The organism is Acidovorax sp. KPB24-07, assembly GCF_057543315.1.
In genome coordinates this window covers 1-22968 of the sequence record NZ_BAAJYS010000042.1, presented here as the reverse complement: position 1 = coordinate 22968, position 22968 = coordinate 1, and the positions used below count along the sequence as shown (strand labels likewise).

Below are 22968 nucleotides of genomic sequence, written 5' to 3'. Positions count from 1 at the left end.
TCGTTCGCCGTGGCGGTGCTGGTGGCCGTGGCCGTGACCGTGGCGGTGGCGGCGCTGCTGGAGGTGACGCTGATGCGCCGCCTCTACGGGCGCGACCACCTGGCCCAGGTGCTGGCCACCTTCGGCGTGATCCTCGTGGCGGACGATGCCGTGAAGATGGTGTGGGGCCCCTCCCCCGTCATGGCGCCCACGCCGGCCTGGCTCTCGGGGCCGGTGGAACTGTTCGCCGGCCTGCTCTACCCGTCGTACCGCCTGGTGGTGCTGGGCGCGGGCGTGCTGGTGGCGGGTCTGCTGTACCTGCTGGTCAACCACAGCCGCGTGGGCATGCTGGTGCGCGCGGGCGCGTCGGACCGCTGGATGGCCGAGCTGATGGGCGTGCGCGTGCGGCGCGTGTTCTGCGGCATCTTCGTGCTCGGTGCCGCCCTGGCGGCCCTCGCGGGCGCCCTCATGGGGCCGCTGATGGCGGTGCAGGTGGGCATGGGCGAATCCATCCTGATCCCCGCGCTGGTGGTGATCGTCATCGGCGGCATCGGCTCGGTGCGCGGCGCCTTCGTGGCGGCCCTGCTGGTGGGCCTGGTGGACACCATCGGCCGCGCCTTCCTGCCGCTGCTGCTGCGCGCCACCCTGCCGCCCGCCGTGGCCGCCGACTTAGGGCCGCTGTGCGCCGAGGTGGCCATGTACGCCCTGATGGCGGCGGTTCTGAGCTTTCGCCCCGCGGGGCTGTTTTCTGCCAAGGCCTGAGCGACATGTCTGCTGCCTCCCTGACTTCCTCTTCCCCACCGCAGCGCCGTGCCGCCGCGCGCTGGCGCGGCGCGCTGCTGCCCCTGGCCCTGCTGGCGGCGCTGGCGGTGTTTCCGCTGGTGGCATCGGCCCTGGGGCTGGATTTTTACATCGGCTTCGTGCGCCGGGTGCTGGTCGTGGCCCTGGCCGCCGCCAGCCTGAACTTCATCATGGGCTTCGGCGGCATGGTGGCGCTGGGGCATGCGGGCTTCATGGGCGTGGGCGCCTACACGGTGGTGGTGCTCAGCGACGCGGGCGCCACCTCGGCCTGGGTGGTGTGGGGCGCCGCCATGGTGCTGGCCGCGCTGGCGGCTGCGCTGGTGGGCGCCATCTCGCTGCGCACCCAGGGCGTGTACTTCATCATGATCACGCTGGCCTTCGCGCAGATGCTGTCCTTCGTGTTCGTCTCGCTGCGCAGCTACGGCGGGGACGACGGCTACACCCTGCCCATGCGGCCCGTGCTCGGCCTGGGCCTGGACGCCATGCACGAGCCCACCCTGTACTGGGTGGTGCTGGCGCTGGTGGCGCTGGTGCTGTGGTGGCTGGACCGGGCCACGGCCTCGCGCTTCGGCGCGGCGCTGGCGGGCATCCGCGACAACGCGACGCGCATGCGCGCGCTGGGCTATCCGGTGTACCTGCTGCAGCTGGCCGCCTTCACCCTGGCCGGCGCGGTGGCGGGCCTGGCGGGCGCGCTGCTGGCCACGGGCAACAGCTTCGTGAGCCCGGCCATGATGCACTGGACGCAGTCGGCCACGCTCATCGTGATGGTCGTCATCGGCGGCCTGGGCCGGCGCTGGGGCGGGCCGCTGGGCGCGGCCGTGTGGCTGGCGCTGGAAGAGGCACTCAAGCTCCACACCGACCACTGGCACATGCCGCTGGGCCTGCTGCTGATCGCCACCGCGCTGTACGCGCCCAGGGGCCTGGCCGCGCTGGCGGACCTGCGCGCAAGGAGCGCGCGATGAGCCTGTTCCAAGTGCAGGGCCTGGTCAAGCGCTTCGGCGGCCTGCTGGCCACCGACCACGTGGACCTGACCGTGGCGCACGGCGAGATCCACGCCCTCATCGGCCCCAACGGCGCGGGCAAGACCACGCTGCTGGACCTGATCTGCGGCAAGACGCGCGCCACCAGCGGCAGCATCAAGTTCAAGAACGAGGAGCTGACGCGCATGGCCGAGCACAAGCGCGTGCGGCTGGGCATCGGCCGCAAGTTCCAGACGCCGTCCATCTACGAGAACCTGTCGGTCTTCCAGAACCTGGAGGTGTCCTATCCCACCGGGCGCACCGTGTTCGGCGCGCTGGCCTTTCGCTGCACCAGCGCGGTGAAGGAGCGGGTGCAGGACGTGGCCGACGACATCGGCCTGGGCGATTTGCTCGCCACCGAGGCCGGCCTGCTCTCGCACGGCCAGAAGCAATGGCTGGAGATCGGCATGCTGCTGATGCAGGAGCCCGAGCTGCTGATGCTGGACGAGCCCATCGCCGGCATGAGCGCGCGCGAGCGTGAGCTCACGGCCGAGCTGCTGCAGCGCATCTGCAGGAACCGCGCGGTGATCGTGATAGAGCACGACATGGAGTTCGTCAAGCGCATCGCGCACAAGGTCACCGTGATGCACCAGGGAAAGATCCTGGCCGAAGGGTCGATGGACAAGGTCCAGAACGACCCCAAGGTGATCGACGTGTACCTCGGCCACTGAGACGCGCCGCTGCCCTTTGCCCACGCCTTGAGTTTTCTGGAGCCTCAATCCATGCTGAAAGTCACCGACCTGCACGTCGCCTATGGGCAGAGCGAAGCGCTGCACGGCATCTCGTTCGAGGGCCGCGCCAACGAAACCGTGGCCATCATGGGCCGCAACGGCATGGGCAAGACCACGCTGTTCAAGAGCCTGATGGGCCTGATGCCGGTCAAGAGCGGCTGCATCACCGTGGCCGGCCAGGAGGTGACGCGGGACGAGAGCTTTCGGCGCGTGGCCAAAGGCATCGCCTACGTGCCGCAGGGCCGCATGATCTTCCCCACGCTGACGGTGGAGGAGAACATCCAGACCGGCCTGGAGAACTCGAAGACCCGCCAGATCCCCGAAGAGATCTATGCGCTGTTCCCCGTGCTGTGGGACATGCGCCGTCGCAAGGGCGGCAATCTTTCGGGCGGGCAGCAGCAGCAGCTGGCCATCGCCCGTGCGCTGGTGACCGATCCCAAGGTGCTGCTGCTGGACGAGCCCACCGAGGGCATCCAGCCTTCGATCATCAAGGACATCGCCCGCGCCCTCAACGAGATCCGCAAGCTGCGCCAGATCACCATCGTGGTGAGCGAGCAGGTGCTCTCGTTCGCCATGGACGTGGCCGACCGCCTGTTCGTGATCGAAGGCGGCCGCCTGGTGCATGAAACCGCCCGCGCTGACACCGACCAGCAGCGCATCAAGGCCTACCTGTCCGTGTGAACGGCCACGGTCCGCGACGGATTTTTCGTTCCTTCCCCCTCGCCTTCTCTTCCCTTCACTTTCCAGGAGCACGCCATGGCTGAAACCCTCATCCACGTCGATCTGAGCCAATCGCCGACCCAGAACGAGAACGTCCACAACCGCTGGCACCCCGACATTCCAATGGCCTGCTGGGTGAACCCGGGCGACGATTTCATTCTGGAAACCTTCGACTGGACCGGCGGCTTCATCAAGAACAACGACAGCGCCGACGACGTGCGCGACATCGACCTGACCACGGTGCACTACCTCTCGGGCCCGGTGGGCGTCAAGGGTGCGGAGCCGGGCGACCTGCTGGTGGTGGACCTGCTCGACATCGGCGCCAAGCAGGACAGCCTGTGGGGTTTCAACGGCTTCTTCTCCAAGAAGAACGGCGGTGGCTTTCTGACCGAGCATTTCCCCGAGGCACAGAAATCGATCTGGGACTTCAAGGGCATGTTCACCAGCTCGCGCCACATCCCGGGCGTCAACTTCGCCGGCCTGATCCACCCCGGCCTGATCGGCTGCCTGCCCGACAAGAAAATGCTCGACCTCTGGAACGAGCGTGAGCAAAAGCTCATCGACACCGATCCCACTGCTGGCCTGGCCAACCCCCCCTCGGCCGGCACCGCCCACATGGGCCGCCTGACCGGCGAAGCCAAGGCCAAGGCCGCGGCCGAAGGCGCGCGCACCGTGCCGCCGCGCGAGCACGGCGGCAACTGCGACATCAAGGACCTGTCGCGCGGATCGAAAGTGTTCTTCCCGGTCTATGTCGACGGCGCGGGCCTCTCGGTGGGCGACCTGCATTTCAGCCAGGGCGACGGCGAAATCACGTTCTGCGGCGCCATCGAAATGGCCGGCTGGGTGCACATGAAGGTCACGCTCATCAAGGGCGGCATGGCTAAGTACGGCATCAAGAACCCGATCTTCAAACCCAGCCCCATCGTGCCGACCTACAACGATTATTTGATCTTCGAAGGCATCTCGGTCGACGAGGCGGGAAAGCAGTACTACCTGGACGTGAACGTGGCCTACCGCCAGGCCTGCCTGAACGCGATCGAATACCTGAAGAAGTTCGGATACAGCGGCGCCCAGGCGTATTCGATCCTGGGAACAGCCCCGGTGCAGGGCCACATCAGCGGCGTGGTCGATGTGCCCAACGCCTGCGCCACGCTGTGGCTGCCGACGCAGATCTTCGAGTTCGACATTAATCCGAACGCCAGCGGCCCGGTGAAAATGCTGGACGGCAGCATCGACATGCCGCTGTCGCCCGACCTCGTCTGATCCCCCGCCACGACAGGACCCCGCGCCATGCCCACCTACGACTATCAGTGCGCCACGTGTGGCGGTTTCGATGCCCTGCGCAGCCTGGCGCTGCGCAACGAGCCCGCTGCCTGCCCCCAGTGCAGCGCAGCATCCCCCCGCGTCTTCGCCAGCGCCCCGCGGCTGGCCTGCGTGAGCCCGGAGCAGCGGCGCGCGTTCGATACCAACGAGCGGGCGCAGCATGCGCCGCACTCCTCCCGCAACGGTGACGAAGGCAGTTACGGGCGGATGCGCCATCCGGCGGGGTGCGGCTGCTGCGGCTCTGGCAAGCGCAGCGCCACGGTGACGGCGGCGAGCGGAGCGAAGGCGTTTCCTAGTAAGAGGCCTTGGATGATTAGCCACTAAAGATGGCAAGGTGACGATGGGTCGCCTGATAGGATCATCGCTGTTAGTCGACCAGCTCAAGCTGGTATTGCTTTGCAGAGGGACGAGGCAGTCGCTGGCGGCTGCAGCCTCACATATAACCTCAAGCAGACCTCCAAATCAGCAGCACATTGACGGTCGTGGTGGTGGCTAATCAAGGATCAGGCTACCCCGGTTCGCTCCTTCCGGCCTTCGCCGCCTACAAGGTTCCGACCAGCACTCGACACTAGCTCAAATGCTTTTTCGTCAACACGTCCAATAGAGTGCCGCCCGGCGAGAGGCTGATCGAAGCATGACGATGGGCAAGCGCGACAGGCACAACGGAGTTCTCATAGAGGTCGAACTCCAAGTGCCTAATTAGCGCGAACGCCCGCGCAAGCCAACGATCATAATTTTTGGGATCAGCCTTTTGCCCAGAGAAGTCCTTGCGGTTCTGCTTGTTGGCGAACGGGTAGGCGAGGCAGACGTCGAAGATGCGCCCACTGTCGGTTTTGTAGATGAAGTCCTGCCCATAGTAGGTCTCGTGGCCGAAGTTGTCGGTCAGCGGCGCGATGCCGTTGATGAACTCAGCACGGTATTTGTCCGAGATCGCGCAGAACGTGCCGTTCTCCAAGTGGGGAGAAAGAGCGCGGGCGTGCTCCATGACCATGCCGTCCTTTTGCAGGCCCATGATCACAGGCGGAGGCAAGCCCGCGGCGGCGCACCGCTCAAAAAGCCCGTTGTAGAAGGCTTGGATCGACGCGTGATACCTCGCGGGCTGGCCGAAGAGGGCCAACGGCCCGTCCACCATGATGGCAGCCCCGGACACTGTAGACAGGTTGTTGTCCGCCATCGCCTTCAGGAGGGTCACCAACTGCAGGTGCTCCACTGCATTCATAAAACGGGTGATCGCCGAGGAGTTGTCGCCTTGGTCGGAGATCTGCTCGTGGATGCGCAGCGAATCGGTGACATAGACCGTAGCGCCGCAGCCGGAACAAGCGCTCTCGTCCTCGCCCTTTTTGAACAGGTGGGGGCATTCGAGACCGCACGACGGGCACTTCTCAATGGCGATCTGCCCACCCTCCAAGTGATAGAGCATGTCCTTCACGGACAAGCCGCCTCGGGGGATCTGCGTGCGCTCGTCGGAGAGTTGCTCGTAGACCGCCCTGCGAAATCCGTCCTGAACGCGCAATCCCTTGTAGCGGACATTTGAGCCGGGCAGCGTGAACGCGACGGCTCGGGCCTTGTTGTGAAGGCTTGCCGCCGCGTATGGGTCGACGAATGGGCTGCCTGGAGTCACCAGCCCGTTGTAGTCGCCCATGTCGAACGCCATGAAGCTGGTCTTCACGTAGCCCACCTGGGTAGATGGAAACTTCTTGTCGATGGGCTCCGAGTAGGCGCTGCCGTCCGAGGCCACCACCAGTCGCGGAAGCTCATAGCACTTCGGCGCGGGCTGGTAGAGCGCCGCGATGGATTCCGCGGCTTGGTCTCCTGGCTGCGTCAAATAAGAACATTCCGACAGGAACTTCTTGACGTCATCGTTCTTGACGATGTCGATGTGCCCCCGCTTGCTGGCCTGCTGTCCTTCGTAGGGCATGCGCGCTCCTTGAAACTCAATTTGCCTTGGAGGCGTTGGCCGCGTCTATCTCCGCGAGTTGCTTCTTCAACTCGGCCGGGGTGAATCGGTCTATTTGAACTGGCACAACGAAGGGCGACGAAAGCGTCTTGATGCGAGCGAAACCGACGTCCTGCGCCGACTTCAGCGAGGCAACGAAGTCCGCGAAGTCGTAAAACTTGGCCAACGCCTTCAACTCGTCGTCATTGTTCAAGTGCGTGACGAACCAGTTCTCGGTGTTGGCAAGGATGTTTGGATGGATCGACGACGGTTCCTGTGTGGCGTAAACGAACGCGATCTTGGCCTTGGCGCCCTCCTTGGCGATCCGCGGCCAAGTTGTAGTGAGCTCCTCCTTCTTGCCGATGAGATTGTGTGCCTCCTCAACGTAGATCACGATGTTCTGCGGCGTCCTGCCCGAGTTGTATTCGCGGAAGGATGTGTCGAAGATCTGCTGCGCAATGCGTTTGGAGAGGACGGAGCGAACCTCGACCGGCCCCGCCGACAAGTCCAGTATCACGATCTTGCCAGCCCATAGGTGGCCGACGACTTCCTTGACGACGTCGCCTTGACGCTTGGGCGAGTGATATTCCTTGATTCCGATCAGTGCCCGAAAGCCACGGATCGAGGTGCCGGTGGCATTGGCCCTCGCGAGCACGTTCAGGTAGGACTCCATCATGGGGTCCACCCAAGCGTTGCCCGACGAGTTCGTGAAGCCCTTCTGCGGCTTGCTCTCCGCCTTCTGCTGTTCGCGCAGCTCATAGTTGAGGCTACGGACAGTGGTGAAGAAATCCACCGCCTGCTGCGGGGAAAGGCTGCACGGCCCCTTGCCTACCGGAGTGGGCGTCGGGCCGTCTGCGTTCTTCACCGCCTCCAGAACGTCCTTGTTCGCTGGGAACTTCACTACCAAGCCAGTTGGCGCGGGAAAGCCGGCAGCGAATAGGATGGCTTGAAAGACCGCGACGCGTTGCTGCCAACGCTTGTGGTTGGACATGTCGGTGGCCTCGGGCTCCTCGAGTCCCGATTCGAGAAACTGCTGCAAATCAGTCTGGTTGCGGAACGGATCGTTGACCAGCAGCTTCGAGATCAAGTTGAGCGCCTCGGCGGGCTGCTCGTAGAAGTTGGTCCGAAGGTCGAGAAAGCCTTCCGTCTCAATGGCCCGATAGCGAACGCAGTCGGCGCCGAACACCGCCGCAATGGAGCTCCCGTCGTCTTGGTGGTTTGCGTTCGAATACTCGCCATTGATGTCGAAGATGATCTGGCCGATCTTGATGCCATCTCGACGTCCGGCCGTAGCCACGGAAGCCACGGTGGTCTTGACCGTGTTCGACTTACCAGTACGTGTCATGCCCAAAACTGCCGTTCGTCGAGCCAAGAAGTCGGAAGGCTGGATCAGGACCAGCACCTTGGGCTCGTCCTTGCCGCGGTGCAGCCGGGAGGTCGACGTATAGCGCACCGTGCCGATGGGAATCGAGCTCGGAGCCGACTTGAATCCGGCAGCTAGCGCGTCAGTCAGCATCGTCTTGCGGCGGTCGGCGTTGATGTGGTTGACGATCTTTTCAAGCGCGCCGGCGCGAGGCTTGTAGGCGCGAAGACGTGTCGCGGCGAAGTAGTTCTCGACATCGCTACCCAACTTGATCTCTCCGTCATCATCAAGAAAGAACGTTCCTAGGATGCGGCATTCGAGCCCCGCGTATTGGAGTTCGCTCTGCGTCATTGGGTCGAAGCCGTCGGTGTCGCTGGTCGGATAGCGCTCGTTAGCCTCGCGACGCTGATTGTGCTCAATGCGGGTCTGCACCATCTCGCCGTCGGAGGGCAGGCGCGCCGGCCCAAGTACTCTCAGCAGAATCAGTTCGTTGTCGAATGCGGTCGCATTTGCGGGACTCTGCGGATTGATCGCAGTGGCCACTAGAAAGCTGTTGTGTGGGATGCCTGCCACGCGCGCTTTCCAATTGTCGTTCGTCAGGACCGTCGCCCTCTGAAAGTCAATGCCGAAAACGTAGCCGATGTGGTTAGTTTCGAAGTCGCCCAAGAGCGGCATCAGCTTGTTGGGAAGGACCGCATTATCGAAGACGTTAGACATGCTCTCTCCTCTGAGTCGTTCGGAATTTATTGGGCTAGGGAAGCCGCTGCTGCTGCGGAGATCGGAAACCGGAGGGCGAGGTCGCTGCCGGCTCGGGATTTTTGAGGCTTCTTGATGCTGAGCCCAACGTGCGCTATAGCCACTTTGGCGGCCGCCGGCAGTCGCTTCATATTTGTGAGCACAAGCTCGCGCCCCACGAATGCGCACCCACCCAACGGATGTGTCGAATAGGTGTTGTCGATGACGCGGGCCTTGTTCGTCACATCCTCGTAAAGATCGCGCACTTCTTGGGCATCGTCATAAGACAGAAGCCAAGGCCGGCTCATTTTTTGAAGAAAGTCCCGTAAGGCCTCGTGCTCTACCTCGTCAAACACGTAACCATAGAGCTGGTCCGCTTTGTGATAGTAGGGAGGGTCGAGATAGATGACAGCGCGCTCGTCGTCGGCAAAGCGCTCGCAGAAGGCGCGCCATCCTTCATTGGCGACAGTGACTTTGGAACGCAACTCCGAAAGCGCGAGGATGCGATTGGCGATTCGTTGACGATTGAAGCGCACATCGATCTTGATATTCTTCTGCCCCCACCCGCCTAGAGGGCCCGATTTATGGATGATTCCATTGAACGATGTGCGATTGAGGTAGAGGCACTTCAACGCTGCCGCGCGTTGGCTGGTGGGCTTCAGAGCCTTCTGCCGCTTCCACTCTTCCACGGATAGCGGCACTTCGACAACGCGGGAAGCCAGCCACTCGGCGCCGGCCTTTGAAAAAACTGTCGCCCAGAACTGTGCGATGAGGGGGTCGACGTCATTGATCGCGATTTTGTCGACAACACCATCTTCGAGCAGTGCGATCGAAACGCTTGCCCCGCCGCAAAAGGGCTCGACAAACAGCCGAGGGGGGCCAGCGTTGAGAGAGATCGTCTTCGCGATGAAGTCGCTGAAACGCGCTTTGCTCCCCGGATATCTAAGGACGCTTCTTGTGCTGGTGCTCATGCTCAAAACTTATTTCTTGATCTAGCCGCCGGCTATTTATATAGCCCGTCCCGAATGGTATTCGTTGATGTCGCGAAGTCGGTTCAAACATGCTGCGACCATAACTGCGTGGCTTTGCAATCACGCGCTGGATTAGGGCAGCCTCATGGGGCTCCTTTTTTTAGGCGACCATAGCCCGATGGGTCAGACAAGGTAGACGACGACTCCTTTCAGGTTGGGAGCGCGCATGCATTTAGCCGCTGTGCGTCCGCATTGCGCTGGTAATGCCGACCGCATGGCCCATGATGCACACAAAATGTCCACTTCATACAAATGCGGAAATTCAATCAGCAAGCCACAGCCAGCCTAAGCAGACATGTTGTACGAACTGTAATTACCGCTTTAGCCAGATTCAATTCAAGAAAATTGATCGCAACCAAGAAACCATCGATCTGTGGCTAATCCCCCAGCGATCTGGACTGAGATGGGCGAAAAAGCTGTACTTGCTTTTCAACAAGTACAGCTTTCCATCAAACAGGCCCCACTAAGGCCGCAACCTTTCTTAACCCCTTACAGCCTCCAGCGCTGCATTCAGCGTGGCGCTGGGGCGCATCACGGCCTCGGTCTTCTTCGGGTCAGGCAGGTAGTACCCGCCGATGTCCGCTGGCTTGCCCTGCACGTCGGCCAGCTCGCCCACGATCTTCTGTTCGTTGTCGGCCAGGGTCTTCGCCAGGCCTGCGAACTTGGCGGCCAGTGCCGTGTCCTCGGTCTGTGCGGCCAGTTCCTGGGCCCAGTACAGGGCCAGATAGAACTGGCTGCCGCGGTTGTCCAGCTGGCCGGTCTTGGGGCTGGGGTTCTTGTTGTTGTCCAGCAGCTTGCCGGTGGCGGTGTCCAGCGTCCTGGCCAGCAGGGTGGCTTGCTGGTTGCCGGTCTTCAGGCCCAGGTCTTCCAGGCTGACGGCCAGGGCCAGGAACTCGCCCAGCGAATCCCAGCGCAGGTGATTTTCTTCCACCAGTTGCTGCACGTGCTTGGGCGCCGAGCCACCAGCGCCCGTTTCGTACATGCCGCCGCCGGCCATCAGGGGCACGACGGACAGCATCTTGGCGCTGGTGCCCAGTTCCATGATGGGGAACAGGTCGGTCAGGTAGTCGCGCAGGATGTTGCCGGTGACGCTGATCGTGTCCAGGCCGCGGATCACGCGCTCCAGCGTGTAGCGCATTGCGCGCACCTGGCTCATGATCTGGATGTCCAGGCCGGTCGTGTCGTGGTCCTTCAGGTAGGTTTTCACCTTCTTGATGACCTCGTTCTCGTGCGGGCGGTACGGGTCCAGCCAGAACACGGCGGGCATGCCGGAGTTGCGGGCGCGGGTCACGGCCAGCTTCACCCAGTCGCGGATCGGCGCGTCCTTCACCTGGCACATGCGCCAGATGTCGCCTTCTTCCACGTTCTGGCTCAGCAGCACTTCGCCCGTCGCCAGATCGACGATGTTGGCCACGCCGGCTTCCGGCACTTCGAACGTCTTGTCGTGCGAACCGTACTCTTCGGCCTGCTGGGCCATCAGGCCCACGTTGGGCACGGTGCCCATGGTCTTGGGGTCGAAGGCACCATGCCATTTGCAGAAGTTGATGATCTCCTGGTAGATGCGGGCGAAGGTGCTCTCGGGGATCACCGCCTTGGTGTCCTTCAGGCGGCCGTCGGCGCCCCACATCTTGCCGCCGTTGCGGATCATGGCGGGCATCGAGGCATCGACGATCACGTCGTTGGGCGAGTGGAAGTTGGTGATGCCCTTGGCCGAATCGACCATCGCCAGCTCGGGGCGGTTTTCGTGGCAGGCGTGCAGGTCGCGCTTGATCTCGTCCTGCTTGCTCTGGGGCAGCGTGGCGATCTTGTTGTACAGATCGACCATGCCATTGTTCACGTTCACGCCCAGTTCTTCGAACAGCTGCGCATGCTTGGCGAAGGCTTCCTTGTAGAAGATGCGCACGGCGTGTCCGAAGACGATCGGGTGCGACACCTTCATCATCGTCGCCTTGACGTGCAGCGAGAACATCACGCCGGTCTTGTGCGCGTCCTCGATCTCCTTTTCGTAGAACTCGAGCAGGGCCGTCTTGCTCATGAACATGCTGTCGATGATCTCGCCGTCCTTCAGCGACACCTTGGGCTTGAGCACCGTGGTCTTGCCGCTCTTGCCGACCAGTTCCATCTTCACGTCGCGCGCCTTGTCGAGCGTGATCGACTTTTCGCCGTGGTAGAAGTCGCCGTGGTGCATGTGCGAGACGTGCGAGCGCGATGCCTGGCTCCATTCGGCCATGCTGTGCGGGTTCTTGCGGGCGTATTCCTTGACGGCCTTGGGTGCGCGGCGGTCGGAGTTGCCTTCGCGCAGGACCGGGTTCACCGCGCTGCCGATGCACTTGTTGTAGCGGGCGCGGATGTCCTTTTCTTCGTCGGTCGTCGGATTTTCGGGGTAGTCGGGAATCGCATAGCCCTTGCCCTGCAGCTCCTTGATGGCCGCCACCAGCTGCGATACCGATGCGCTGATGTTGGGCAGCTTGATGATGTTGGCGTCAGGCGAGAGCGTCAGCTTGCCCAGGGCGGCCAGGTTGTCGGGCACGCGCTGTGCCTCGGTCAGGCGCTCGGGAAACTGGCCCAGGATGCGGCCGGCGACCGAGATGTCGCTGGTCTCCACGTGGATGCCCGCTGGGGCCGCGAAGGTCCGCACGATCGGCAGAAAGGCGGCGGTCGCCAGGGCGGGGGCTTCGTCGGTCAGCGTGTAGATGATGGTCGGTTGCGTCGTGCTCATTCGCTTGCGTTCCTTGGGAAGGGGTGACAGATCAGCCGGTGATTTTCGCGCTTTCTGAAGGCAGTCGGCACAGATGCCCCTCAGCGCCGTTCGGGGCAGGTGCCCACGCGCCCGATCACGGGCACGAAAGGGGTGCCCGCTGGACGCGCTGCTGCAGGCTCACGCGCGCGATGCGGATACCCTCGTTACCAGCCAGATGCCGCCGCACACCAGCACCAGGGCCACCGCGTTGCGCCATTCGAGCAGGCTTTCTTCCAGGAACCAGGCCGACAGCAAGGTGCCGAACACGGGCACCATGAAGTTGAACGCGGTGATGAGGCTCACCCGGTTGTGCTTGAGCAGCAGGCTCCAGATCGAGATGGCCAGCGACGACAGCACCACCAGATAGGCCAGCAGCGATGACGAAGCCCACGTCACCTCGCCCAGCGCCCCCCCCAAGGCATAGCCGAGCGCCAGCAGCACCAGGCCGCCGATGGTCAACTGGTAGGCCGTCATCACGATGGGGTCCATCCCCTGGGAAATGCGCTTGCCGTAGACGCCGCCCAGCGCCAGCACCAGGGCGGCGATCACCACGAAACCTTCGCCCAGCAGGGCGAACTCGAAATCGGTCAGCGTTCCGGCCAGCCCGGCGCCGAGGTTGACCGCCATGACCCCCGCGAAGCCCACGATGCAGCCCCAGGCCTTGGCATGGCTGATGCGGTCGTTGTGGTACAGGAAATGCGCCAGCAACACGCTGAAGAAGGTGCCGGTGGCGTTCATGATCGACGCCTTCACCCCCGTCGTGTTCGCCACGCCGATGTAGAAGAAGATGTACTGCAGCGTGGTCTGCAACAGACCCAGCAGCGCCAATTGTCCCCACGCCCGGGCCGGCCAGCCGCTGATCTGACGGCCGCTGGCGGCCACCCAGGCCAGCAGCGCCAGGCCCGCCAGAGCGAAGCGCCAGCCGGCGAACACGAGCTTGGACGGGGTGTCGCTGCTGTCGATGCCGAACAGCGCGTAGCCATTCTTGATCGCCGGATACGAGCTACCCCAGAGCAGGCAGCAAAACAACGCCAGCAGGAAGACGTTCCTGCGTTGCGCTAGTGGGGAGATAGGGGGCGACATGGCTTCTTTCCAGGCGGGGCGGTGCCCCAAAATGGTGAATTTTGCACAAGTTGTACGACAACTCTGCATGTAAATATCCTGACTTGGCCGAATGTGGCCTCTTTTAGAGTATTTTTGCTCCTTATTGTCCGATGACTATCCGAAACCGCAGTGAACTGGCCTCGGGAGCCGATCACAAGGCATGGGCCCACCTCCGACGGCCCTGCGGCGGCATCGACGTGAGTACGGAAGGACTGCCTCGGCAGTTTCAGGAAACCCTGGCTGCTTTTCAAGCCTTATCGATAATGCGGCGCAATGCGACTGACGTTCGTTCCACTCCTCCTGTCCTGCTGCACGCTGGCGGCCGTGTCCGGCTGCACCAGCCCGCCCGCGCCCCATGGCGAGGTCAAAGGCGCGTCTGCGGATGGCAGCGAATTGGGGCAGTCCGACGTGAACCGCATGGCGACGCTGGCCATGCGCGAGAACCTGGACAGCCTCTACCGGCTGATGGACAAGCTCTACCGCCGCAACCCTGCCGAATGGCGCAAGACCAGCGCCGTGGGCCGCGAGCAGGCCATGGAGCAGGTCCGCACCACCATCGAGAAGGGCGGGGTCTGGGCGCCCTTGCAGGGGCGGCGCGACATCGCGGCGATGGCCGCGGCCCTGGCGCCCGAATTCGCGGGCGACCGCGTGGCGGCGTTCATCTACGCCACGGCCGACATGCTGATCACCGCGCACGACGGAAAGATCGAGTTTTTCCTGCTCGACAGCCTGGATGCCCAGCACCTGTACAACGCGGCGCGCAATGTGGAGATCGCCGTGTGGATGCTGTCTCAGCGCCGCACCGCGGCGGGCCAGCCGCTGCTGCTGGCCGACGAGATCGGTCCGCAGGGGCGCAATCTGAGCTTCGAGCGCGAGTTCGGCAAGATCATCGGCCGGCTCGACCTGCTGTCGGCGGTGGCCACCGAAAAGTACCGCCGTGCCGCCATCACCTATGTGCAGGGGCTGGTGGGCGGTTCTTTCCTGCAGTTCTTGCCGGTGCGATGAATCAGAGGGTGAAGGTGGGCGCTGCTGCCCGTGCTGTTCACTTGAACATGTCGGCCGAAAAGCTCTGGCGGAACCATTTCATGGCGTTGACCATGAGGGCGCCTGACGAACGGATGCTTGCCAGGAAGCGGTTGATCTCGTCCTTCAGCCGTGCTTCGTTTTGCCGAAGGCCGATGTAGCACGGGCTCTCTTTGAGGAGCGCCACCTGGTGCACACGGGTGCGCAGACCGACATCCTTGATGGATTCCACCAGCACGTTGCCACCCGCGAAGAATTCGAAATGGCCTGCGGCATAGGCGTCCAGCAACGCGGCGCTGCCTTTGAATCCCTGGATTTTCGCGGTCGGCAGGAATGCCCGGACCAGGGATTCCTCCAGGCTGTTTTCCGCCGCTCCGACGACCGGGGCTGGCAGTTTCAGCAATTCGTCGCGGCTCAATTTCTGCTGGCTGAAGACACCGAGGTAGGTCGGGGCGTAGACATTGGAGAAGTCGATGCTTTTCTCGCGCTCGGGCGTCTTGCCCAGGCTGGAGATGATGATGTCGACGCGGTCTTCCAGCAGTGCCGCCAGCCGGTCCCCGCTGGGCACCGGCACCATCTGCGGCGACACGCCCAGGTGCATCGAAAGCATCTTGGCGATGGAAATGTCGAAGCCCGCCAACTCGCTGCCCTGCGGAAAGCCGAACGGTGGGAAGTCCTGAGGGACCGCCACGCGAAGGACCCGGGCGGAGCGGATGCGCTCCAGCTGATCCCGATGTTCGGCGGCCGCCAGCCGACCCGACAGGCCCAGGGCCAGAATGGAGCCGCACACCAGGCGGCGGCGTTGCAGAATCTCACTGGCCCAGAGGCTGGGCGTTGCACCATCGAAGGGCGATTGCATGGGAGGGCTCCTTCCTGGGAAGCGGCCAAGCACTTTCCATGCCGCTGTCCGGAGAACCCGCTCGGGAGGCGGGGCGCGGTGAGGGCCCGGTCGCAGGGCGCGTAAAATCCGGCCGCCCCCGAGGAGCGTTGCAGCGCCTGCCGATCAACCGGCTCAACCAGGCGTCAGGCTCGGGCGGCGATGGCCCCACTGTCCAACGACGCTCGCCTGTTCCCAACTACCGATTGCGCAGGTGAGCCTGATGTCCGCCCCCCTTATCCCGCCTCCCATGAAGCTCTCGGGCCTCGAACCGGTTTCCATCGGCGAGGGCACGCTGTTCGTCAACATCGGCGAGCGCACCAACGTCACCGGCTCCAAGGCCTTCGCCCGCATGATCCTGAACGGCCAGTACGAAGAGGCCCTGGCCGTCGCGCGCCAGCAGGTGGAAAACGGCGCGCAGGTCATCGACATCAACATGGACGAGGCCATGCTCGACAGCAAGGCGGCCATGGTGCGCTTCCTGCAGTTGATCGCCTCCGAGCCCGACATCGCCCGGGTGCCCATCATGGTGGACTCCTCCAAGTGGGACGTGATCGAGGCCGGCCTGCGCTGCATCCAGGGCAAGGGCATCGTCAACTCCATCTCCATGAAAGAGGGCGTGGAGAAGTTCAAGCACGAGGCGCGCCTCGTGAAGCGCTATGGCGCCGCCGCCGTGGTGATGGCCTTCGACGAGGTGGGGCAGGCCGACACCTACGAGCGCAAGATCGAGATCTGCGAGCGGGCCTACCGCGTGCTGGTCGACGAGGTGGGCTTTCCGCCCGAGGACATCATCTTCGACCCCAACATCTTCGCGGTGGCCACCGGCATCGAAGAGCACAACAACTACGCGGTCGATTTCATCGAGGCCGTGCGCTGGATCAAGCAGAACCTGCCGGGCGCCAAGGTCTCGGGCGGCGTGTCGAACGTGAGCTTCAGCTTCCGTGGCAACGACCCGGTGCGCGAGGCCATCCACACCGTGTTCCTGTACCACGCCATCCAGGCCGGCATGGACATGGGCATCGTCAACGCGGGCATGGTCGGCGTGTACGACGACCTGGAGCCCACCTTGCGCGATCGCGTGGAAGACGTGGTGCTCAACCGCCGCCCCGATGCCGGCGAACGCCTGGTCGAGGTGGCCGAGACGGCCCGCAGCGGTGCCAAGGACGAGAGCAAGCGGCTCGAATGGCGCGGTACACCCGAACATCCGAAGACCGTGGGCGAACGCCTGTCGCACGCGCTGGTGCACGGCATCACCGACTTCATCGTGGAAGACACCGAAGAGGCCTACCAGGCCATCGTCGCCAAGGGCGGGCGGCCGCTGCACGTGATCGAAGGCCCGCTCATGGACGGCATGAACGTGGTGGGCGACCTGTTCGGTGCGGGCAAGATGTTCCTGCCGCAGGTGGTCAAGAGCGCCCGCGTGATGAAGTCCGCCGTGGCCCACCTGATCCCCTACATCGAGGAAGAGAAGCGCCAGGACGAACTGGCCGGCCGCGACGTGCGCAGCAAGGGCAAGATCATCATCGCCACCGTGAAGGGCGACGTGCACGACATCGGCAAGAACATCGTCACCGTGGTGCTGCAGTGCAACAACTTCGAGGTGGTGAACATGGGCGTGATGGTGCCCTGCCACGAGATCCTGGCGCGCGCCAAGGTCGAGGGCGCGGACATCGTGGGCCTGTCAGGCCTGATCACGCCCAGCCTGGAAGAGATGCAATACGTGGCCGGCGAGATGCAAAAGGACGAGCACTTCCGCATCAAGAAGATCCCGCTGCTCATCGGCGGCGCCACCACCAGCCGTGTGCACACCGCCGTCAAGATCGCGCCGCATTACGAAGGCCCCGTGGTCTACGTGCCCGATGCGTCGCGCAGCGTGAGCGTGGCGCAGAGCCTGCTGGGCGACGGCGCCGACCACTACGTGCAGGAGCTGAACGCCGACTACGACAAGGTGCGCACCCAGCACGCCAACAAGAAGCAGACGCCCCTGTGGCCGCTGGCGAAGGCCCGCGCCAACCGCACGCCCATCGACTGGTCGGCCTACCGCCCGGCCACGCCGCGCCTGCTGGGGCGGCGCATGTTCAAGAACTTCGACCTCAACGAGCTGGCCCGGTACATCGACTGGGGACCGTTCTTTCAGACCTGGGACCTGGCCGGCCCGTACCCTGCCATCCTGACCGACGAGGTGGTGGGCGAGCAGGCCACGCGCGTCTTCGCCGATGGCAAGGCCATGCTGCGCCGGCTGGTGGAGGGCCGCTGGCTGAGTGCCAGCGGCGTGCTGGCGCTGTACCCGGCCAACAGCGTGGGCGACGACATCGAGTTCTACACCGACGAATCGCGCACCGAGGTTGCCATGACCTGGTACGGCCTGCGCCAGCAGACCGAAAAGCATGTGATCGATGGCGTGCCGCGCCCCAGCCGGTGCCTGGCCGACTTCGTGGCGCCCAAGGAAAGCGGCGTGGCCGACTACGCGGGCTTGTTCGCCGTCACGGCGGGCCTGGGCGTGGAGAAGAAGGAGCAGGCCTTCGTCGATGCGCTGGACGACTACTCGGCCATCATGCTCAAGAGCCTGGCCGACCGCCTGGCCGAAGCCTTTGCCGAATGCCTGCACCACCGCGTGCGCACCGACCTGTGGGGCTATGCGGCCGGCGAGCAGTTGAGCAACGACGACATGATCGCCGAGAAGTACCAGGGCATCCGCCCCGCGCCCGGCTATCCGGCCTGCCCGGACCACAGCGCCAAGAGCGAACTGTTCCGCGTGCTGCAGTGCGGCGAGATCGGCATGGGCCTCACCGAAAGCCTGGCCATGACGCCCGCCGCCAGCGTGAGCGGCTTCTACATCGGGCATCCCGAGAGCCAGTACTTCAACGTCGGCAAGATCGGGGAAGACCAGGTGCACGACCTGGCCACGCGGCGCGGCATGGATGAAAGCATCCTGCAGCGCCTGCTCGCACCCAACCTCTGATCGGCGGCGGCGTCACGGCGGTGCCCCCGCCGCGTCACGCGGACGTCACTCTGGCGCCACAGTCGGCGGGAAGAATGAAGGACTTCATTCCTTCCCTTCTTCCCACGCCATGACCATCCCTCTGCAGCGCTCGCCGCTGCCTCTGATCGGCCGCCCGTTGCCGGGCGCCGGCGCGCTCTTTCTTGCCCTGCTGCTGGCGGGCTGCGGTGGCAGCGGTGGCTCGGATGCCACCGTTCCCGCCGCGGCGGCCACATGCGCCAGTCCGGACACGCACTGCGCGCCCAAGCCCTGAACGGGGCAGCTCCCCGAACCCCGCTCACGGACAAGAAAGACTCCTCCAAATGACCGTCGATTCCTCCAAACGCAATTTCCTCACGACCGCGCTCGGCGTGGGCGCGGCTTCGGCCACGCTCACTGCCTTCCCACCGGCCATCCGCCGCGCCCTGGCCATCGAGGCCCACAACGCCACCGGCACCATCCAGGACGTGCAGCACGTCGTCCTGCTGATGATGGAGAACCGCTCGTTCGATGGGTACTTCGGCACCTTCAAGGGCGTGCGCGGCTTCGGTGACCGTTTCCCGATCCCGACGCCCAACGGCCGCAACGTTTTCTACCAGACCTACACCAAGACGTCGCCGCCCAGCACCTATGTGCCCTACCGCCTGGACGAAGCCAAGGGCAACGCGCAGCGCGCCGGCAGCACGCCCCACACCTGGCTGGACTCGCAGGCGGCCTGGGACCACGGGCGCATGTCCCAGTGGCCCGATGCGAAGCTGCCCTTGTCGATGGGCTACTACGAAACGGCGGAGGTGCCGTTCCAGCGCGCGCTGGCCGACGCCTTCACGCTGTGCGACCACTACCACTGCGGCATGCACACCGGCACCATCGCCAACCGGCTTTTCTACTGGACCGGCACCAACGGCCCGAACGGTGTCAGCCCCATCGATGGCTCCAGGGTCCGTGTTGCGGGCCTGAACAACCAGTTCAACGGTGGCAACGACATCGGCGCCTCCACCGACGGCTGGACCTGGACCACCTACGCGGACCGCCTGGAGAAAGCGGGCGTGAAATGGAAGGTCTACCAGAGCCTGATCGACAACTTCGGCTGCAACGAGATGATGGGCTTTCGCCACTGGCGCGCCGAGATCGAGAAGATGCCCGCGGACCGCAAGCCGATCTACGTCGCCAAGACCGACATCACGCAGCCGGTCGATCTGGCCGGACCGTTCTACAACGCCAGGATCGACGATCCGCTGAGCCCGTTGGCCAAGGGCTTCGGCAACACCATGCCGCAGGGCTTTCTGGAGACGTTCCGCGAGGACATCCGCCAGGGCACGCTGCCGGCGGTGTCGTGGATCATTCCGCCTTCGGTCTACAGCGAGCACCCCGGGCCGTCGAGCCCCGCACAGGGCGGCTGGTACGTGCAGGAGGTGCTGGACGCGCTCACGGCCAACCCCGAGGTCTGGAGCAAGACCGTGCTGCTGATCAACTACGACGAGAACGACGGCTTCTTCGACCACCTGCCTTCGCCCGCCGCACCGTCGCGCAATCCCGATGGCAGCCTGGCCGGTGCCTGCACGCTGCCCGCCGCCGATGTGGCGGTGGAGTACCACGATTTCCAGCCTGCCACGCCGAGCCAGCCGGCGGCCGACGGCAAGCCCTACGGCCCGGGCCCGCGCGTTCCGATGTGGGTGGTGTCGCCCTGGAGCCGGGGCGGCTGGGTCAATTCGCAGGTGTTCGACCACACCTCCACCCTGCTGTTCCTGGAAAAGCGCTTCGGCGTGGCCGAGCCGCAGGTCAGCCCCTACCGCCGCGCGGTCTGCGGCGACCTGACGAGCTGCTTCAACTTCGTCAACCCCAACAGCGAAACCTTGCCGACCCTCGCGGGCCGCACCAACAAGGTCGCGGTGGACGCGCGGGTGGCGGCGCAGGCCCAGGCTGCCAAGCTGCCCCAGCCCACGGCCACGGCCGATGCCGCCCTGCCGGTGCAGGCCGAAGGCGTGCGGCCCTCGCGGGCGCTGCCCTATGAGCTGCACACCACGGCCCAGGCCAGCGCCGGTGCCGGCACGGTCACTTTGCTGTTCGCCCACACCGGCAAAGCGGGCACCGCGGCGGCAGTGTTCCATGTGTACGACAAGAACCACCTCGACCGGATTCCGCGGCGCTACGTCGTGGAGGCCGGCAAGGCCCTGAGCGGCGTCTGGAACGCCGCAGCCGATGGCGGGCGGTACGACCTGTGGGTGCTCGGTCCCAACGGCTACCACCGCGAGTTCATCGGCGACCTGCAGCAGCAGGGGGCCACCGGTGGCCCCGAGGTGCAGGTCTGCTACGAGCTGTGCGAGCCGCCGCAGGTGCGGGTCAAGCTCTACAACCGCAGCAGCAGCGCAATGACGTTCTCCGCCGAGGCACGGGCCTATCGCGGCGACGGGCCCTGGACGCGCAGCGTGGCGCCCGGCGGCGTGGAGGAACTCGCCTGGCCCCTGGGCGACAGCGGCAACTGGTACGACTTCGTGGTGCGCTGCAGTGCGGCGCCTGCGTTCCAGCGCCGCTTCGCCGGCCGCATCGAGACCGGCAAGGACTCGGTGTCCGACCCCGCCATGGGCCACGCTGGCTGAGGCTGCAGGCGGACTGGCGAACTGTTCCGACACCTGGCCGCGCGGCCCTGGTGTGCAATGGGCGCCATGTCCCCATCGTTCCTCACGCCATGGATCGAGCGCGCGAAAGCGCTCGCCAGCCCCATCATGCCGCTGGTGCGGGCGGCCAATCTCTGGCTGGATGCGGACGGCCTGCGCATGAGCGCGGCGATGTCGTTCTACGGCCTGCTGAGCCTGGCGCCGGTGCTGCTCCTGCTGGTGGGGGTGCTGGGCTGGTGGATCGACAAGTCCTACCTGGAAAGCACCATGGTCAGCCAGGTGCGCGGCGTGATGGGCGACCGCGTGGCCGAAGTGGTGCAACTGGCGCTGTCCAGCGCGCGGGCACCGTCGGAAGGGCGGATCGCTTCCATCGTTGGCTTCGTGCTGTTGCTGTCCGGCGCCACGGGCGTGTTCGTGGAGCTGCAGTCGGCGCTGGAGCGGCTGTGGGCACGCGATTCAGCCCCGGCGCCGGAGCAGAAGGCGTGGTGGCGCATGGCTTCGCTGCGGGTGCGGGGGCTGGCCTATGTGCTGGCCATCGGTTTCCTGCTGCTGATCTCGCTGGTGGTGTCCACCGTGATTCACGTGGTGGCCACCTGGGCCAGCGCGCGGCTGCCCATGGCAACGGGCCCGCTGCTGCAGCTGGCGAACGAATTGGTCGCCTTCGGCATTGCCGTGCTGCTGTTCGTGGGGCTGATGCGCATCGGCGGCGGGCAGAAGCCGCCGCTCATCTGCCTGGTGTTCGGGGCGGTGGTGGGCGCCATCCTCTTCACCGTGGGCAAGCAGCTGCTGGCCCTGTACCTGGCCACCGCGGCGGTGGTTTCGGCGTATGGCGCTGCCGGCTCCCTGGTGGTGGTGCTGATGTGGATCTACTTTTCGTCGGCCGTGCTGCTGTTTTCCGCCAGTTGCGCGCGGGCCTTCCAGGAGGTGCGGGAGGAAAACCTGGAAGGGCCGCCGGCCCGGAATCGCTGAGGCGGCCGAGGGGCACTCGCAAACCAGGGCCGCCGTGTCAGGCCCGGGGCGAGGCGGCCTGCAGGTGCGTGCCCAGTTGCAGATAGCGTGCGAGCCGCAGGGCGTTCTCGGGCGCGTGGATCTTCATGGTGTTGTCGAAGAAGCAGAACACGTCGCGTTCGGTCCGACGCGGTGCCGTGTCCGGTGGTGCGACCGTCTCCAGCCCCTTCGGTGCCTGGCCGTGGGCCCAGGCGCGGAGGCGTTCGCCCCACTGCGCGATCTGCGCATCGCTGTAGCCGCTGGCATAGAGCTGCTGCGCGCCGTGCAGCCGCAGATAGAGGAAGTCCGCCGTCACATCGCCCAGTTCGGGCCATCGTCCGCCGGTATCGGCCACCACCAGGGCCACGCGGTGGCGCCGCAGCAGGTCGATGCACTCCGGCGTGCGGTAGCTGGCGTGCCGCACTTCCAGGGCATGGCGCAGGCGCCAGGGGCGGGACGGCTGGAGCAGCTCGCGGCCGTGCATGCGGTCCTCCCGCGCCTGCGCGAGCGTGGCGGCAGCGTCGGTATCGTGCGGCAGCAGGGCGAGAAAGTCCTCCAGCAGCGCCGCATCGAATGGCAGGCTCGGCGGCAATTGCCACAGGATGGGACCGAGCTTGGCGCCCAGCGCAAACAACCCCGACGCCATGAAGTTGGCCACCGCCGCCCGCGCCTCGCGCAGCCGCAGGATGTGGGTGATGTATCGCGGCGCCTTGACGGTGAACACGAAGCCCTCGGGCGTGTCGGCCGCCCACCGGGCGTAGCTGGACGGGCGCTGCAGCGCGTAGAACGAGCCGTTCAGCTCGATCGCGGGAAACTGGTGCGATGCGAAAGCCAGTTCCTTCGCCTGGACCAGATCTTCTGGATAGAACGCGCCCCGCCAGGGCGCATAGCGCCAGCCGGACACCCCGATGCGGATCTGTGCAGCCATCTGCGTGCCTCCTCACGCACACCGGGTGGCATGCGTGGCGCCAGTGTGGTGTGTGGCCGACATTCCCGCCACCGCC

At 64.9% G+C, this 22968-nt stretch carries 18 protein-coding genes and 1 riboswitch; of the genes, 11 read left to right on the top strand and 7 right to left on the bottom strand.

Annotated features, from left to right (window positions below):
* The 6 genes from AC27IQ_RS07810 to AC27IQ_RS07785 all read left to right on the top strand — a co-directional run.
* On the top strand, positions 1–741 hold a 741-nt coding region (locus tag AC27IQ_RS07810; protein WP_487089121.1), incomplete at its 5' end, for a branched-chain amino acid ABC transporter permease.
* Positions 742–746: 5 nt separating this feature from the next.
* Positions 747–1742, top strand: a complete 996-nt coding sequence (locus tag AC27IQ_RS07805; RefSeq protein ID WP_487089120.1) for a branched-chain amino acid ABC transporter permease — start codon at positions 747–749, stop codon at positions 1740–1742.
* A complete protein-coding gene (gene urtD / locus AC27IQ_RS07800; protein ID WP_487089119.1) occupies positions 1739–2470 on the top strand; it encodes an urea ABC transporter ATP-binding protein UrtD in 732 nt (243 codons plus the stop codon). Before AC27IQ_RS07805 ends, urtD begins: the two co-directional genes overlap by 4 nt.
* A gap of 51 nt (positions 2471–2521) precedes the next feature.
* On the top strand, positions 2522–3211 hold the full coding sequence (urtE, locus tag AC27IQ_RS07795) for an urea ABC transporter ATP-binding subunit UrtE (protein WP_487089118.1): 690 nt from the start codon (positions 2522–2524) through the stop codon (positions 3209–3211).
* A gap of 75 nt (positions 3212–3286) precedes the next feature.
* A complete protein-coding gene (gene fmdA, locus AC27IQ_RS07790) occupies positions 3287–4513 on the top strand; it encodes a formamidase (protein WP_487089117.1) in 1227 nt (408 codons plus the stop codon).
* Between the two features lie 27 nt (positions 4514–4540).
* A complete protein-coding gene (locus AC27IQ_RS07785) occupies positions 4541–4897 on the top strand; it encodes an FmdB family zinc ribbon protein (protein ID WP_487089116.1) in 357 nt (118 codons plus the stop codon).
* 244 nt (positions 4898–5141) lie between these two features.
* On the opposite strand, the gene AC27IQ_RS07780 is transcribed toward AC27IQ_RS07785, so the two are convergent.
* The 5 genes from AC27IQ_RS07780 to AC27IQ_RS07760 all read right to left on the bottom strand — a co-directional run bounded on the left by AC27IQ_RS07780 (position 5142) and on the right by AC27IQ_RS07760 (position 13461).
* On the bottom strand, positions 5142–6491 hold the full coding sequence (locus AC27IQ_RS07780) for a hypothetical protein (RefSeq protein WP_487089115.1): 1350 nt from the start codon (positions 6489–6491) through the stop codon (positions 5142–5144).
* 16 nt (positions 6492–6507) lie between these two features.
* Positions 6508–8589: an ATP-binding protein gene (locus tag AC27IQ_RS07775; protein ID WP_487089114.1), complete on the bottom strand. Its 2082-nt coding sequence runs from the start codon at positions 8587–8589 to the stop codon at positions 6508–6510.
* A gap of 26 nt (positions 8590–8615) precedes the next feature.
* A complete protein-coding gene (locus AC27IQ_RS07770; protein ID WP_487089113.1) occupies positions 8616–9578 on the bottom strand; it encodes a DNA adenine methylase in 963 nt (320 codons plus the stop codon).
* 541 nt (positions 9579–10119) lie between these two features.
* Positions 10120–12357 carry an NADP-dependent isocitrate dehydrogenase gene (locus AC27IQ_RS07765; protein ID WP_487089112.1) on the bottom strand — a complete coding sequence of 746 codons (2238 nt, stop codon included), beginning with the start codon at positions 12355–12357 and terminating at the stop codon, positions 10120–10122.
* A gap of 159 nt (positions 12358–12516) precedes the next feature.
* The gene (locus AC27IQ_RS07760) at positions 12517–13461 is read right to left on the bottom strand and encodes a DMT family transporter (protein WP_487089111.1); all 945 of its coding nucleotides are present in this window, start codon (positions 13459–13461) and stop codon (positions 12517–12519) included.
* Between the two features lie 294 nt (positions 13462–13755).
* On the opposite strand from AC27IQ_RS07760, the gene AC27IQ_RS07755 reads away from it, so the two are divergent.
* Complete coding sequence (locus AC27IQ_RS07755) at positions 13756–14487, top strand: hypothetical protein (protein ID WP_487089110.1); 732 nt, start codon at positions 13756–13758, stop codon at positions 14485–14487.
* 37 nt (positions 14488–14524) lie between these two features.
* Here AC27IQ_RS07755 and AC27IQ_RS07750 read toward each other — a convergent pair whose 3' ends face one another.
* Positions 14525–15364 carry a transporter substrate-binding domain-containing protein gene (locus tag AC27IQ_RS07750; RefSeq protein WP_487089109.1) on the bottom strand — a complete coding sequence of 280 codons (840 nt, stop codon included), beginning with the start codon at positions 15362–15364 and terminating at the stop codon, positions 14525–14527.
* Between the two features lie 114 nt (positions 15365–15478).
* A riboswitch (S-adenosyl-L-homocysteine riboswitch) is annotated at positions 15479–15576 on the top strand.
* An 11-nt stretch (positions 15577–15587) separates the two neighbouring features.
* Between AC27IQ_RS07750 and metH the strand changes: the two genes are divergently transcribed.
* From metH to AC27IQ_RS07730, 4 genes are all read left to right on the top strand, one after another.
* Entirely contained in the window at positions 15588–18344 is a 2757-nt protein-coding gene (gene metH / locus AC27IQ_RS07745; protein ID WP_487089122.1) for a methionine synthase, read from the top strand.
* A gap of 109 nt (positions 18345–18453) precedes the next feature.
* A complete protein-coding gene (locus AC27IQ_RS07740) occupies positions 18454–18636 on the top strand; it encodes a hypothetical protein (protein ID WP_487089108.1) in 183 nt (60 codons plus the stop codon).
* A 49-nt stretch (positions 18637–18685) separates the two neighbouring features.
* Entirely contained in the window at positions 18686–20959 is a 2274-nt protein-coding gene (locus AC27IQ_RS07735) for a phosphocholine-specific phospholipase C (RefSeq protein ID WP_487089107.1), read from the top strand.
* A gap of 66 nt (positions 20960–21025) precedes the next feature.
* Positions 21026–21946 (top strand): YihY/virulence factor BrkB family protein, encoded by a 921-nt coding sequence (locus AC27IQ_RS07730; protein WP_487089106.1) that lies wholly within the window; start codon positions 21026–21028, stop codon positions 21944–21946.
* 37 nt (positions 21947–21983) lie between these two features.
* Here AC27IQ_RS07730 and AC27IQ_RS07725 read toward each other — a convergent pair whose 3' ends face one another.
* On the bottom strand, positions 21984–22892 hold the full coding sequence (locus AC27IQ_RS07725; RefSeq protein WP_487089105.1) for a DUF72 domain-containing protein: 909 nt from the start codon (positions 22890–22892) through the stop codon (positions 21984–21986).
* Positions 22893–22968: the final 76 nt, after the last annotated feature.

What these genes read in the sequence shown, in the direction of transcription:
- urtE (WP_487089118.1), top strand. Translation starts at nt 2,522, where the DNA reads ATGCTGAAAGTCACCGACCTGCACGTCGCCTATGGGCAGAGCGAAGCG.
- AC27IQ_RS07730 (WP_487089106.1), top strand. Translation starts at nt 21,026, where the DNA reads ATGTCCCCATCGTTCCTCACGCCATGGATCGAGCGCGCGAAAGCGCTC.
- AC27IQ_RS07755 (WP_487089110.1), top strand. Translation starts at nt 13,756, where the DNA reads ATGCGACTGACGTTCGTTCCACTCCTCCTGTCCTGCTGCACGCTGGCG.
- AC27IQ_RS07765 (WP_487089112.1), bottom strand. Translation starts at nt 12,357, where the DNA reads ATGAGCACGACGCAACCGACCATCATCTACACGCTGACCGACGAAGCC.
- AC27IQ_RS07740 (WP_487089108.1), top strand. Translation starts at nt 18,454, where the DNA reads ATGACCATCCCTCTGCAGCGCTCGCCGCTGCCTCTGATCGGCCGCCCG.
- AC27IQ_RS07785 (WP_487089116.1), top strand. Translation starts at nt 4,541, where the DNA reads ATGCCCACCTACGACTATCAGTGCGCCACGTGTGGCGGTTTCGATGCC.
- urtD (WP_487089119.1), top strand. Translation starts at nt 1,739, where the DNA reads ATGAGCCTGTTCCAAGTGCAGGGCCTGGTCAAGCGCTTCGGCGGCCTG.
- AC27IQ_RS07770 (WP_487089113.1), bottom strand. Translation starts at nt 9,578, where the DNA reads ATGAGCACCAGCACAAGAAGCGTCCTTAGATATCCGGGGAGCAAAGCG.
- AC27IQ_RS07805 (WP_487089120.1), top strand. Translation starts at nt 747, where the DNA reads ATGTCTGCTGCCTCCCTGACTTCCTCTTCCCCACCGCAGCGCCGTGCC.
- AC27IQ_RS07735 (WP_487089107.1), top strand. Translation starts at nt 18,686, where the DNA reads ATGACCGTCGATTCCTCCAAACGCAATTTCCTCACGACCGCGCTCGGC.
- AC27IQ_RS07780 (WP_487089115.1), bottom strand. Translation starts at nt 6,491, where the DNA reads ATGCCCTACGAAGGACAGCAGGCCAGCAAGCGGGGGCACATCGACATC.
- AC27IQ_RS07775 (WP_487089114.1), bottom strand. Translation starts at nt 8,589, where the DNA reads ATGTCTAACGTCTTCGATAATGCGGTCCTTCCCAACAAGCTGATGCCG.
- AC27IQ_RS07725 (WP_487089105.1), bottom strand. Translation starts at nt 22,892, where the DNA reads ATGGCTGCACAGATCCGCATCGGGGTGTCCGGCTGGCGCTATGCGCCC.
- AC27IQ_RS07760 (WP_487089111.1), bottom strand. Translation starts at nt 13,461, where the DNA reads ATGTCGCCCCCTATCTCCCCACTAGCGCAACGCAGGAACGTCTTCCTG.
- fmdA (WP_487089117.1), top strand. Translation starts at nt 3,287, where the DNA reads ATGGCTGAAACCCTCATCCACGTCGATCTGAGCCAATCGCCGACCCAG.
- AC27IQ_RS07750 (WP_487089109.1), bottom strand. Translation starts at nt 15,364, where the DNA reads ATGCAATCGCCCTTCGATGGTGCAACGCCCAGCCTCTGGGCCAGTGAG.